Raw genomic sequence first — 13,201 nt, 5'->3', positions numbered from 1 at the left:
GCGGGCATCGGTCCGTCTATTCGGCTGCCGCGGCGGCGCGCGTCTTGGCGCCGCGCTGGCCCGGCTCGCCCTCCAGCGTGGCGATGAGCCGCGCGCGGATGGCCTGCAGCCTGGAAGCGGCTTCTATCTTCTGCCCGGTCAGGCTCGTTACGTAGAAAGTGTCGATGACCTTTTCGCCGAAAGTGGTGATGTGGGCGGAGGCGATGTCGAGCGACAGGTCCGACAGCGCACCTGTGATCTCCGACAGCAGGCCCGGCCGATCCAGCCCGGACACGTCGATGACGGTGAAGCGGTTCGAAAGCGTGTTGCGGATATCGACCCGTGGCTGAATCCGGAACGCCTTGGCGCCGCGTTTCGGCTTGGTCCGCTTGGCGATCATCTCCGGAAGCCAAGCCTTCCCTGACAGCACATCCTCGATCAACTGGCCCACCCGCTCGGCCCGGCGGAACTCGTCCTCGTCGCGGTCGAATTCGCGACTGATCAGGATCGTATCCAGCGCGCGGCCATCCGACGTGGTGAATATCTGCGCGTCGACGATGTTGGCGCCGGCCGCGGCACAGGCGCCGGTGATCACCGACAAAAGCCGCGGATGGTCCTGCGCCAGCACGGTGATTTCGGTCACCGCCTCGAACTCATGCGTCTTCACCATGGTGGCGAGCTTCTTGTCCTGCTCGTCCGACTCGCGGATGAGGGCGGCGTGGCGCAATTGATCGCCAAGGTCGACCGCCAGCAGATAGTTTTCATAGTGCAGGCCGATCAGGCGCTTTTTCGCGGGCTCCGGCCACTCGGTCAGTGCAGCGGCAAGTGTGGCGCGTGCCTCCTCGGCGCGCTGTGCCCGCGACACTTCGGAGAAACCGCCGGTCAGCAGCAGTTCGGTCTCGTAATAGAGCGTGCGCAGCAACTGGCCTTTCCAGCCATTCCACACGCCGGGGCCGACGCCGCGAATGTCGCACACAGTCAGGATCAAGAGCAGCTTCATCCGCTCAACCGTCTGCACCAGGGCCGCGAAATCCTCGATGGTCTTGCGGTCGTTGAGATCGCGCGTCTGCGCCGTCATCGACATGGCGAGATGGTTCTCGACCAGCCAGACCACCGTTTCGGTGTCGGCCGGCGAGAGGCCCATATGCGGGCAGATGCGGCGCGCGATCCTCGCTCCGGCTTGCGAATGGTCTTCCGGCCGACCCTTGCCGATGTCATGCAGGAGCACGGCGACATAGAGCGCCTCGCGTCTTTTCTTGATTCCGCCGATCAGCGAATGCGACAGCGGGTGGATTTTTTCGCCGTTGCCCCGATCGATTTCCGACAAAACGCCGATGCAGCGCAGCAGATGCTCATCGACCGTGTAGTGGTGATACATGTTGAACTGCATCATCGCGACGATGCGGCCGAAATCGGGAATGAGCTTGCCGAGCAGTCCGGCCTCGTTCATCCGCCGCAGATTGAGCTCCGGATTTCGCTCCGAGGTCAGTATGTCGAGGAAGAGCCGGTTGGCTTCCTTGTCGCGGCGCAGGTTCTTGTCGACCAGAGACAGCGAGCGCGTCAGAAGCTTCAGCGCATCCGGATGGAACTCCAGCGCGTGGCGATCAGCGAACCAGAACAGCCGGATGAGATTGACCGGATCGCGGACGAACACCTGATCGTCGGCGACGCTGATGCGATGATTGTCGACGACAAAATCGCTGGTGCCGGCAAGCTTGCGCCGCCGCCTGGAGAAGGTGAGATATATGCGGTCGAAGCCCGGCACATGCTTGGCTTGTTCTTCCTCCAGCCCGGCGCAGAAGATGCGGGTGAGATCGCCAACCACCTTGGCGTTGAGGAAATAATGCTTCATGAAGCGCTCGACCGCCGACAGGCCGGGATGGCTGGTGTAGCCGAGCCGTTCGGCAATATCGCGCTGAATGTCGAAATGCAGCCTTTCCTCGGCCTTGCCGGTCAGGAAATGCATGTGGCAGCGCACCGCCCACAGAAAATCCTCGGCCTTCAGGAACTGGTTGTATTCGGCACGCGTGAAAACGCCCTTTTCCACCAGTTCGGCGCCGGTGCGGACCCGATAGAAATACTTGCCGATCCAGAACAGCGTATGCAGATCGCGCAGGCCGCCCTTGCCGTCCTTTACGTTCGGCTCGACCAGATAACGGCTTTCGCCGGCCTTGTTGTGACGGTCATCGCGCTCGGCAAGCTTCGCCTGGACGAATTCGGGTCCGGTATTCCTGACCACTTCCTTGTCGAAGCGCACCAGAAACTCGTTATGCAGCGCCTTGTCGCCCCACAGGAACCGCGCCTCGAGAACCGAGGTGCGGATGGTGATGTCGTCGCGCGACAGCCTCATGCACTCACTGAGGTTACGGGTGGCATGGCCGACCTTCAGCCCCATGTCCCAGAGCATATAGAGGATGTATTCGACGATCTGCTCGCCCCAGGGCGTCTGTTTGTAGGGCAGCAGAAACAGCAAATCGATATCGGAGCCCGGCGCCAGCGTGCCGCGCCCATAGCCGCCGACTGCTACGACCGAAATTCGCTCGGCCGCCGACGGGTTCTTCGATCGATAGACGTGCGTGACGGCAAAATCGTAAAGCGCCCGGATGATTTCGTCCATCAGGTGGGAAAGCCGGGCGGCGCAAGCCCGGCCGCCGCCGTCTTCCCTCAGCATTTGTTCGGCGATGGCCCGACCGGCGGCATTGCGTTCCTTCAAAATCTGCAGCACCTGCGCGCGTATCGCCGCGCCCGCCCCATTGCCGTCCCGGCCAACGGTCAGCGCGGTCAGGTCACGGCGCAACGCCGTGCCGTCGATCAGCTGTTCGAGCTTGAGGGGAACCTTCGCCATGCCTATGCAAAAGACTCGCGTTTCGGGCGGCGTCTATAGCGCGTTTTTCGCGTCCTGGGTATGGGGCATGGATTGGCCCTGTTCTTTGTTCGACCAAGCTTCCGAAAAGTCATCCTGTCGTCTCGACATTGCCGCTGGCCTTGTGTAACCGCCAGTTTCCGCACGCCGCGGCAACCATCACGCACAGGAAGACATTATGAGCCCGATCAGCGGCGGCACGTCAAATTACACCCTCGGCATCCTCAAGAACGGCCGCCGCCCGGCGCGCAAATTCGGGATTGCGTGAGGGGCCATGGAACTTCCTGCCGCGCTTCGCCAGGCAGTCGACAAGACCCTGGAAGGTATGCCGCTGCCGGCGCTCAAGCAGGCAGCGGACCTGCTGTCGCGCCGTTACCGTGCCGAGACGCGCGATGGCCGGCTGCATCTGTCGGACGAACTGGCGGCGAAGGCCTATCTGGCGACCCGGCTGCCAGCGACCTATGCGGCGGTGCGCGCCAGCCTGGGCAGGGTGGCCGAAAGCCGCCCGGACTTTTCGCCGCGCAGCCTGCTCGACGTCGGCGCGGGCCCGGGCACTGCATTGTGGGCGGCGCGCGACTGCTGGGAAAGCCTTCGGCACGCGGTGCTGGTCGAGGCCAGTCCGGCGATCCGAGCGGTCGGCGGCAATCTTGCCGGCCATGCCGGGCCTATTTCGGCGCGCTTCATTGCCGCCGACGTCACCGGCGTGTTGCCCGATCTCCAGCCCGCCGAACTGGTAATGCTCGCCTATGTACTGGACGAAATCGCACCGGATGAGATCGAGCCGCTGATCGACCGGCTGTGGCATCTCACCGAGGACATGCTGGTGATCGTCGAACCCGGAACGCCCGCTGGCTGGCGGCGCATCCTCAGCGCGCGTTCGCGCCTCATTGAGGCCGGCGCGCATCTCGTCGCCCCTTGCCCGCATCAGCAGGACTGTCCGCTTGTGGCACCCGACTGGTGCCATTTTTCGCGCCGCGTCGCCCGCTCGCGGCTGCACCGGCTCGCCAAGGGCGGCGAAGTGCCGTGGGAAGACGAGAAATATATCTTCATTGCCGCCTCGCGCCTTGTGGGCGAGCGCGCCGGCGCGCGCGTGCTCAGTCCGCCGCAGGCATCCAGCGGCATGGTGCGGCTCAAGCTCTGCTATGCAGGCGGGGTCGCCGTCGAGCGCCTCGTCACTCGCCGCGACGGCGCTTCATTCAAAGTTGCGCGGAAGCTAGATTGGGGCGATGCGGTGTGGGGTGAGCCGGAATAGGAGTCTTGTGCCTTGGCTTGCGCTCCTTTGCCCCCTCATCCGGCCCCTCGGGCCACCTTCTCCCCAAGGGGAGAAGAGGAAGCAGCGTCGACGCGCCGCTCTGCCATGGCGAAAGGGAAGCGCAGCGGAGAAGCTGGTCTCCTCTCCCCGCCGGGGAGAGGGTGGCTTGCAAAGCAAGCCGGGTGAGGGGGCTCACCCCTTCGCCGCCATCTCCTTCAGCCGATAAAGCGCGTCCAGTGCCTCGCGCGGCGTCATCTCGTCGAGATTGAGCGCGGCGAGCGCGCTGCCAAGCGCGTCGCTCGCTACGGGCTTGGGCGGCTCCTTGCGCACCACCGCCGAAAACAGCGGCAGATCGTCGACCAGGCGGTCGGCCTTACCCGAGGTCTCGCCGGCTTCGAGCTGGTGCAGCACATCCTTCGCCCGCTGCACCACCGCATCGGGCAGACCGGCGAGCCGCGCCACCTGCACGCCATAGGAGCGGTCGGCAGCACCCTTGCCGACCTCGTGCAGGAAGACGACGTCGCCCTCCCATTCCTTGACCCGCATGGTGACGTTGTGGAGCCGCGCCAGCTTGCCGGCCAGCGCCGTCATCTCGTGGAAGTGCGTGGCGAAGATGGCGCGGCAGCGGTTCTTCTCATGCAGATATTCCACCGCTGCCCACGCGATCGACAGCCCGTCGAAGGTGGCGGTGCCGCGGCCTATCTCATCGAGGATGACCAATGACCTGTCGCCCGCCTGGTTGAGGATCGCCGCCGTTTCGACCATTTCGACCATGAAGGTCGAGCGCCCGCGCGCCAGGTCGTCGGAGGCGCCGACACGCGAGAACAGCCGGTCGACGACGCCGATGCGCGCCGAGGTCGCCGGAACATAGGAGCCCATCTGCGCCAGGATCGCCATAAGTGCGTTCTGCCGCAGGAAGGTTGACTTGCCCCCCATGTTGGGGCCGGTCAGCAGCCAGATCGCGCCGGCCTTGGCGTTATCTTCCGGCGACAGATCGCAGTCATTGGCGACGAATTCGCCTGCCGCCGCACGCCGTAGCGCCTGTTCCACCACCGGGTGGCGGCCGCCGGCGATCTCGAAGGCCAGGCTGTCGTCAACCACCGGCCGGCACCAAGCCTCGGTCCCGGCAAGCACCGCGAGAGCGGAAGACACATCGAGCATAGCCAGCGCGCCGGCCCCGGCGCGGATCGCATCGGCGTGGGCAACCGCCTCCGCTACCAGCGCATCGAACGCGGCGAGCTCGATCGCCAGCGCCCGGTCGGCAGCGTTGGCGATCTTCGTTTCGAGGCCGGCAAGCTCCGTCGTGGTGAAGCGCATGGCGTTCGCCATGGTCTGGCGATGGATGAAGCGGGCCTTCGCCTCGTCCGTTCCCGTCATGATGGCCTGATGGTTGGCGGTCACCTCGATATAGTAGCCAAGAACATTGTTGTGGCGGATCTTCAACGAACGGATGCCGGTTTCCTCAATGAGGTCGCGCTCCATTGCGGCGATGACGCGCCGCGACTCGTCGCGCAGCGCCCGCATCTCATCGAGTTCCTCATTGTAGCCCGAACGCACGAAGCCGCCGTCGCGCTTGAGCAGCGGCAGCTCCTCGGCAAGCGCGGCGGTCAGATGATCGGCAAAGCGGATCGGCAGCGCCGAGATGTCCTCGAGCGCGGCCTTGAGTTCGGCTGGCACGATCGCGTCGGTGAACAGCGTCCGCAGCGCCACGGCTGCCTCGAAGCCTGAGCGCAGCGCGCCGAGATCGCGCGGGCCCCCGCGATTAAGCGCCAGCCTGGTCAAAGCGCGCGGCATGTCGGCCACGCCCTTGAGGCAGGTTCGCAAGGCCTCGCAAAGCCGACGTTCGGAGAGGAAGAAGGCGACCGAATCGAGACGCCGGTTGACGGCCTTCGGATCGGTCAGCGGCGACATCAGACGGTCGGAGAGGAGCCGTGCGCCGCCTCCGGTGACGGTGCGATCGATGGCATTGAACAGCGAGCCCTCACGGCTTCCGGCGGTGGTGCGCAGCAGCTCCAGATTGGCGCGCGTTGCCGGATCGATGAACAGCGTCGCGCCGGCGTGTTCGCGTTCAGGTCGCGACAGCGGCGGACGCTCGGCCTTCTGGGTCTTCTCGACATAAGCGACGATGCCGGAGATCGCCGATAGTTCGGCGCGCGAGAAGGTGCCGAAACTGTCCGGCGTCGCCACTTCGAAAAAGCGGGCGATGCGGGCCGGCGCGGAGGCAGAATCGAACAGGCTCGGCGGCTGCGGGCTGGCGACCTGGCCAAGCAGATCGAATACCGGTTTCAGTTCCTCGTCACGGAATACCGGTTCGGCAAGGATCAACTCGCGCGGATCCACCCGGAAAATATCCGCCAGAAGATTTTCCGCGCTCGTCTCGGCGACACGGAAAATGCCGGTCGACAGCTCAATCCAGGCCAAGGCGTAGGCACTCTCGCTGCCCCCCTTCACCCGCCCAAGCGCCATCAGGAAATTCGATTCCGAAGGCGCCAGCAGCTTTTCCTCGGTGATGGTACCCGGCGTGACGAGCCGGATGACATCCCGCTTCACGACCGATTTAGAGCCGCGCTTCTTGGCCTCGGCAGGGTCCTCGATCTGTTCGCAGACGGCGACGCGGAAGCCCAGCGCAATCAACTTCTGCAGATAGTCGTCGGCCGCATGCACCGGTACGCCGCACATGGGGATGTCGTGGCCCTGATGCTTGCCACGCTTGGTGAGCACGATGCCGAGCGCGCGCGAGGCAGCTTCCGCATCATCGAAGAACAGCTCGTAGAAATCGCCCATGCGATAGAACAGCAGCGAGTCCGGATTGGCCGCCTTGATCTCGATATATTGCTCCATCATCGGCGTCGGCGCGCCCATGGCCGGAGCCGGCGAAGTGTTGTCCATGCGGATCGGCGTTTCCCTATTCAATGCGTCATCAAAAAAGAGCTTCGTCCTGCTTGGCGGTTTACAGCCCCGGAGTGTAGCCTTAATCCCGAATCCTCCACAAAAACAAACGGCATCAAGGAAGGGGGGCGACCGACCATGGCATCCGGCAACAAATCCGACAATGCGGGCCCGTCCGTCAGCGCCCAGGAAGCACTGGATTTTCATGCCAGCGGCCGCCCTGGAAAACTGGAGGTCAGCCCGACCAAACCGATGGCCACCCAGCGCGACCTGTCGCTGGCCTATTCGCCGGGCGTCGCCGCGCCGGTGCTTGCCATCGCCGAAGATGCCTCCCGCGCCTTCGACTACACGGCGCGCGGCAACATGGTTGCCGTCATCTCCAACGGCACCTCGATCCTAGGCCTTGGCAATCTCGGCGCACTCGCTTCCAAGCCGGTGATGGAAGGCAAGGCGGTGCTGTTCAAGCGCTTCGCCGACGTCGATTCCATCGATCTCGAAATCGACACCCAGAATGTCGATGAATTCGTCAACTGTGTGCGTTATCTCGGCCCGTCCTTCGGCGGCATCAACCTGGAGGACATCAAGGCGCCGGAATGCTTCATCATCGAGCAGCGCCTGCGCGAACTGATGGACATCCCGGTCTTCCACGACGACCAGCATGGAACGGCGATCATCGCCGCCGCCGGCCTCATCAACGCGCTCGAGATGACCGGCCGCGACATGAAGTCGGCGAAGCTCGTCTGCAATGGCGCGGGCTCGGCCGGCATTGCCTGCATCGAGCTGATCAAGGCGATGGGTTTCGTGGCCGAAAACATCATTCTGTGCGACACCAAGGGCGTGGTCTACCAGGGCCGCACCGAAGGCATGAACCAGTGGAAGTCGGCGCATGCGGTGAAGACCAAGGCGCGCTCGCTGGCCGACGCAATGAACGGCGCCGACATTTTCTTCGGCGTCTCCGCCAAGGGCGCGCTGACACCGGACATGGTCCGGTCGATGGCGAAGAACCCGATCATCTTTGCCATGGCCAATCCCGATCCGGAAATCACCCCCGAGGAGGTGGCGCAGATCCGCGACGACGCCATCATGGCAACCGGCCGGTCCGACTACCCGAACCAGGTCAACAATGTCCTCGGCTTCCCGTATATCTTCCGCGGTGCGCTCGACGTGCGGGCGACCACCATCAATGAGGAGATGAAGATCGCCGCCGCCGAGGCGCTGGCGGCGCTTGCCCGCCAGGACGTTCCCGACGATGTCGCCGCAGCCTATCGAGGCAGCCGGCCGAAATTCGGACCGAGCTACATCATCCCGGTGCCGTTCGATCCGCGCCTGATCGCCGCTGTGCCGCTGGCGGTGGCGAAGGCCGCGATGGATTCCGGCGTCGCCCGCCGGCCGATCCTCGATCTCGCCAAATATGCCAATGAGCTCTCGGCCCGCCGCGACCCGATCGCCTCGACGCTGCAGCGCATATACGATCGCGTGCGCCGTCAGCCCAAGCGGATCGTCTTTGCAGAAGGCGAGGAAGAGCAGGTTATGCGCGCGGCCGTCTCCTATGCCAATCAGGAACTCGGAACGGCCATTCTCGTCGGACGCGATGACATCATCAAGGAAAACGCGCGCAATGCCGGCATCGATCTCGGCAAGCCAGGCATCGAGATCATCAATGCGCGGCTTTCACGCCGCAACGCCATCTACGCCGACTATCTTTACGAGCGCCTGCAGCGCAAGGGCTTCCTGTTCCGTGATTGCCAGCGGCTGATCAACAACGACCGCAACCATTTCGCCGCCACGATGGTGGCGCTCGGCGATGCGGATGGCGTGGTGACCGGAGTGACGCGCAACTATTCGATCGTGCTCGACGACATGCGCCGGGTGATCGACGCCAAGCCCGGCCATCGCGTCATCGGCGTTTCGATTGCGCTGTGCCGGGGCCGCACGGTGATCGTCGCCGACACCGCCGTGCACGATATGCCGAATGCCGAGCAGATCGCCGATATCGCCGAAGAAGCCGCCGGCTTCGCGCGCCGGATGGGCTATGAGCCGCGGGTGGCCATGCTCGCTTATTCCACCTTCGGCCATCCGGCCGGTGAGCGCTCCGAGCGCATCCAGGAGGCAGTGAAGATCCTCGACAAGCGCCGCGTCGATTTCGAATATGACGGCGAGATGGCCGCGGATGTGGCGCTCAATCCGCGCCTCATGCAGCAATATCCGTTCTGCCGCCTGTCAGGTCCGGCCAATGTGCTGGTGATGCCGGCCTACCACTCGGCGTCGATCTCGACCAAGATGCTGCAGGAGCTCGGCGGCTCGACCGTGATCGGGCCGCTGCTGGTCGGGCTCAACAAGCCGGCGCAGATCGTGCCGCTCAACGCCAAGGACAGCGACATCGTCAATATGGCGGTGATCGCCGCCTACAGCGCCGACAATTGAGGCGATGTCCTACAGCAGCCCGGCCTGCTCGGCCTCCTGGCGCAGGTTCTGGCGGGGGCGCGGTCCGATCTGCTGGATGACCAGCCCGGCGGCGAGCGAGCCGAGGCGGCCGCAATCCTCCAGGCTACGGCCCGAAGTGTAGCCGAAAAGGAAGCCCGCGGCGTAAAGGTCGCCGGCGCCGGTGGTGTCGACCAGCTCGGCGATGTCGATCGCATCGACCCGAACGGTCTCCTCGCCGCGCACGATCACCGAGCCGAGCTCGGAGCGGGTGACGGCGGCCAGCCGGCAGTCCGCGCGGACCAGATCGAGCGCCTGTTCGAACGATTCGGTCTGATAGAGCGACTTCAGCTCGCTTTCATTGGCAAAGACGATATCGACGGTGCGGCTGCGCATCAGCTCCAGAAACTCGCCGCGATAGCGATCGACGCAGAATGGATCGGACAAGGTCATCGACATTTGGCGACCCGCCTCATGGGCATGCTGCGCCACCAGCCGGATCGCTTCCTTGGCGCGGGGTGGATCCCAAAGATAGCCCTCGAAGTAGCTGACCTTCGCGCCGCGCACTTTGTCGGCTTCGACATCCTCCGGTCCAAGCTCCACGCAGGCGCCGAGATAGGTGTTCATCGAGCGTTCGCCGTCCGGCGTGACGAAGATCATCGAGCGCGCCGTCGGCGGATTGCCTTCGAGCGGCACGGTGTCGAAGGCGACGCCCTGCGCGCGGATATCATGCGTATAGATCCCGCCGAGATGATCCTTCGACACCTTGCCGAAGAAGGCGGCGCGCCCGCCGAAGCTGGCGATGCCGGCAGCCGTATTGCCCGCGCTGCCGCCGGAAGCTTCGATCGCCGGGCCCATATGCCCGTAGAGCAGTTCGGCGCGCTCGACATCGATCAGATTCATCGCGCCCTTGATGATGCCGTGGTCCTTGAGAAAGGCTTCGTCACATTGGGCGATGATGTCGACAATCGCGTTGCCGACGCAAAGCACGTCGTAATCCGTCATGAAGTCCCCGCGAAACCGCTGCCATTTGTCGGTTCGATCCTCTAGCGGCTGGCGGCGGCTTTGAAAACCCGCCGAAAGGCATTCTTGCGGCTTGCGGTTCAGCCGCCTATCTCATTGCGCTGGGCCGCCGTTCAGGCAATTGCGTCTGAATGCAGAAGCATTGGGAGTGCCGGCAATGATCATCGAGGCCGCTCGCGCTGCGGTTGGGCGACTTTTCACCCCGGAATTCCGTCGCGTGCTGCTTAAATCGCTCGGCATTACCATTCTGGCGCTGGCGGCGCTCTGGTTCGGCCTTCACCAGACATTCGATGCATTGGCGCTGCCCTGGATCGACACACTCCTTCCCGGCTTTCCGGATTGGGCCGGCTGGCTTGCCCTGATCGCCGCCATCCTGGTCGGCATCGGTCTTGCGCTGGCAATGGCGCTGCTGGTGGCGCCCGTTACGGCAATCGTCGCCGGCCTGTTCCTGGACGACATCGCCGAGGTCGTTGAAAGGACCGACTATCCCTCCGACCCGCCCGGCCAGGCTATGCCGGCGCTTCCGGCGCTGCTGATCTCGTTGAAATTCTTCGGCGTGGTCGTCCTCGCCAATCTGTTCGCGCTGCTGCTGCTGTTCGTGCCGGGCGTCAACATCGCCGCCTTCTTCATCGTCAACGCCTATCTGCTTGGCCGCGAATTCTTCGAATTCGCCGCCATGCGCTTTCGCACCGAAGCCGAAGCCAAGGCGCTGAGGCGCAAACATGCCGGCACGGTGTTTTTCGCCGGTCTCATCATCGCGGCTTTCCTTGCCGTGCCTTTCGTCAATCTGCTGACGCCGCTCTTTGCGACGGCGATGATGGTTCACCTGCACAAGATGATATCGGCGCGAGAGCTTGGCCGGGCGCGGGAACCTGGGGCGGCGTGAGCCGCCTCAAACCACCAGGAAGCCGCGGCCCAGTTCGTCATCTTCTTCGCGGAAGAATTCCGCCTTGCCGCAATAATGCGCATGGCCGCCGACGCGGGCGATGATCGCTTCATGCGCTCCGGCCGTGGTCGTTCGGGCCACCGCGCCGGTAAAGCGCGAACCGACGATGCTTTCAAAGACACGTGTCTGGTCGATGCCAATCTGGCCTTTCGCATGCATGGCTGCGAGGCGCGCGGTGACGCCGGAGCCGGTCGGCGAGCGATCGACCTCGGCATCGGCGAAGACACAGACATTCTTGGTGGGCTCATCCGAGAACGCATCCTTTCCATCGGTCAGGATCGTTCCGTAGAGAAAGGCGAGATCCTCGTGGTCGGGATGGAAGAGCGGAAATTCGCGCTTCACCGTTTCGGTCAGCGCGCTTGCCGCATCGACGAAGTCGCGGACGCGATCGCGGCCGAATTCCAGCCCGAGCTGCCGGCAATCGGCCAGGGCATAGAAAGCGCCGCCATAGGCGATGTCGAAGTCGACGAGGCCGCGGCCGGGCAACTCGACCCGCTGCTCCCGTGCAAAAAGGAATGCCGGCACGCTCTCGAATGAGACCGCGCCTGCCTTGCCGTTTCGCACCTCGACCGAGGCGACGACCATGCCGCAGGGGCATTCGATGTTGACCGTCGTCACCGGTTCACGTGCGGGAACGATGCCTTGATCTACAGCGTAGCGGCCGAGCGCGATGACGGCATGGCCGCACATGGTGGAGTAGCCTTCATTGTGCATGAACAGCACCGCGAGATCGGCTCCGGGCAGGTACGACTCAACCAGCAAGGCGCCATACATGTCATAATGGCCGCGCGGCTCGAACATCAGCATCTTGCGCAGATGGTCGAGGTTCTGGCGCACATAGGCCCGTTTCTGGAGGATCGTGCCTGCGGGTATGCGCGGATAGCCGGCGGTAACGATCCTCACCGGCTCGCCGCCGGTGTGCATGTCTGTAACGGCAACAACCTCGCTCATAGACTGCCGGTCGAAAACAGCCGCTGAAGGTCGACGTAAGGCATGCAATCCTTCGAGAATTCGAACGTGCCCTGCTCCAGCATTTCGCGCGAAGCCCTTTGCATCATGCCAAAGGCGTGAGTCGTAAGCTTGGAGCCGAGCGAGATGCGGCTGGCGCCTGCATCGGCGAGGGCTGGCATGGTGAACCCCGGCACGGCAAGCACGTTGACGGGCTTCGAGACCGAGGAGCAGATCGTCCTTACCATCTCGATATCGGTGATACCCGGCGCATATAGGACATCGGCGCCGACACGTTCGAACGCTTGCAGACGCGCGATCGTGTCGTCGAGATCGGGGCGGCCGTGCAGGAAATTTTCGGCGCGCGCCGTGAAGACGAAATCATTGTGCAGGGCGCGGGCGGCTTCGGCCGCGGCCGCCACACGTTCGACCGCGAGCGAGAAATCATAGATCGGATTGTCCGGATCGTCGGTATAATCCTCGATCGAGCAGCCTGCGAGCCCGGCCGCCTGCGCGGCGAATATCGTCTCGGCGGCGCTTTCGGGGCTGTCGCCCTTGCCGCGTTCCAGATCGGCCGAAACCGGCAGGTCGGTCGCCGCGACGATTTCCTTGCAATGAGTGATCATCATGTCGAAGGCGACGGCCCCGTCGGGCAGGCCGCGCGAGAAGGCAAAGCCGGCGCTGGTGGTGGCCAGTGCCTTGAACCCGAACGAAGCAAGCAGCTTTGCCGTACCGATATCCCATGGGTTGGGAATGAGGAAGGCGCCCGGCGCCTCGTGAAGCTGGCGAAACAACGCGCCCTTATCCATCGTGACAACCCTCAGCCTGAGTGGATTCTTGCGATCCTACGCTGGCCTGCCAAGCGCGGCAAATCCAATTC

Annotated in this window: 8 protein-coding genes; 3 read left to right on the top strand and 5 right to left on the bottom strand. The window is 64.0% G+C overall.

What is annotated here, in order from left to right; genetic code table 11:
• Window positions 1–16: 16 nt before the first annotated feature.
• Entirely contained in the window at window positions 17–2,824 is a 2,808-nt protein-coding gene (locus ACLKMW_RS11270) for a [protein-PII] uridylyltransferase (RefSeq protein ID WP_415724559.1), read from the bottom strand.
• A gap of 292 nt (window positions 2,825–3,116) precedes the next feature.
• Between ACLKMW_RS11270 and ACLKMW_RS11265 the strand changes: the two genes are divergently transcribed.
• Window positions 3,117–4,094, top strand: a complete 978-nt coding sequence (locus tag ACLKMW_RS11265; protein WP_415724558.1) for a small ribosomal subunit Rsm22 family protein — start codon at window positions 3,117–3,119, stop codon at window positions 4,092–4,094.
• Window positions 4,095–4,286: 192 nt separating this feature from the next.
• Here ACLKMW_RS11265 and mutS read toward each other — a convergent pair whose 3' ends face one another.
• Window positions 4,287–6,983 (bottom strand): DNA mismatch repair protein MutS, encoded by a 2,697-nt coding sequence (gene mutS, locus ACLKMW_RS11260; RefSeq protein WP_415724557.1) that lies wholly within the window; start codon window positions 6,981–6,983, stop codon window positions 4,287–4,289.
• A gap of 138 nt (window positions 6,984–7,121) precedes the next feature.
• Here mutS and ACLKMW_RS11255 point away from each other — a divergent pair, with 138 nt between their 5' ends.
• Complete coding sequence (locus ACLKMW_RS11255; protein ID WP_415724556.1) at window positions 7,122–9,407, top strand: NADP-dependent malic enzyme; 2,286 nt, start codon at window positions 7,122–7,124, stop codon at window positions 9,405–9,407.
• Between the two features lie 9 nt (window positions 9,408–9,416).
• Here ACLKMW_RS11255 and ACLKMW_RS11250 read toward each other — a convergent pair whose 3' ends face one another.
• Complete coding sequence (locus ACLKMW_RS11250; RefSeq protein WP_415724555.1) at window positions 9,417–10,409, bottom strand: adenosine kinase; 993 nt, start codon at window positions 10,407–10,409, stop codon at window positions 9,417–9,419.
• Between the two features lie 175 nt (window positions 10,410–10,584).
• On the opposite strand from ACLKMW_RS11250, the gene ACLKMW_RS11245 reads away from it, so the two are divergent.
• Entirely contained in the window at window positions 10,585–11,313 is a 729-nt protein-coding gene (locus ACLKMW_RS11245; protein ID WP_415724554.1) for a sulfate transporter family protein, read from the top strand.
• A 6-nt stretch (window positions 11,314–11,319) separates the two neighbouring features.
• Here the strand turns inward: ACLKMW_RS11245 and ACLKMW_RS11240 are convergent, their stop codons facing one another.
• Complete coding sequence (locus tag ACLKMW_RS11240) at window positions 11,320–12,324, bottom strand: proline racemase family protein (protein WP_415724553.1); 1,005 nt, start codon at window positions 12,322–12,324, stop codon at window positions 11,320–11,322.
• Window positions 12,321–13,130, bottom strand: a complete 810-nt coding sequence (locus ACLKMW_RS11235) for an isocitrate lyase/PEP mutase family protein (protein ID WP_415724552.1) — start codon at window positions 13,128–13,130, stop codon at window positions 12,321–12,323. Before ACLKMW_RS11235 ends, ACLKMW_RS11240 begins: the two co-directional genes overlap by 4 nt.
• Between the last annotated feature and the right edge of the window lie 71 nt (window positions 13,131–13,201).

The sequence above is a fragment of the Borborobacter xinjiangensis genome (assembly GCF_047739745.1).
Classification (GTDB): Bacteria; Pseudomonadota; Alphaproteobacteria; order Rhizobiales; family Rhizobiaceae; genus Pseudaminobacter.
This window is presented reverse-complemented; position numbering and strand designations above follow the sequence as displayed.

Bases quoted from the DNA above. Each gene is read 5' to 3' on its own strand.
- ACLKMW_RS11270 (WP_415724559.1), bottom strand. From the start codon at position 2,824: ATGGCGAAGGTTCCCCTCAAGCTCGAACAGCTGATCGACGGCACGGCG.
- ACLKMW_RS11265 (WP_415724558.1), top strand. From the start codon at position 3,117: ATGGAACTTCCTGCCGCGCTTCGCCAGGCAGTCGACAAGACCCTGGAA.
- mutS (WP_415724557.1), bottom strand. From the start codon at position 6,983: ATGGACAACACTTCGCCGGCTCCGGCCATGGGCGCGCCGACGCCGATG.
- ACLKMW_RS11255 (WP_415724556.1), top strand. From the start codon at position 7,122: ATGGCATCCGGCAACAAATCCGACAATGCGGGCCCGTCCGTCAGCGCC.
- ACLKMW_RS11250 (WP_415724555.1), bottom strand. From the start codon at position 10,409: ATGACGGATTACGACGTGCTTTGCGTCGGCAACGCGATTGTCGACATC.
- ACLKMW_RS11245 (WP_415724554.1), top strand. From the start codon at position 10,585: ATGATCATCGAGGCCGCTCGCGCTGCGGTTGGGCGACTTTTCACCCCG.
- ACLKMW_RS11240 (WP_415724553.1), bottom strand. From the start codon at position 12,324: ATGAGCGAGGTTGTTGCCGTTACAGACATGCACACCGGCGGCGAGCCG.
- ACLKMW_RS11235 (WP_415724552.1), bottom strand. From the start codon at position 13,130: ATGGATAAGGGCGCGTTGTTTCGCCAGCTTCACGAGGCGCCGGGCGCC.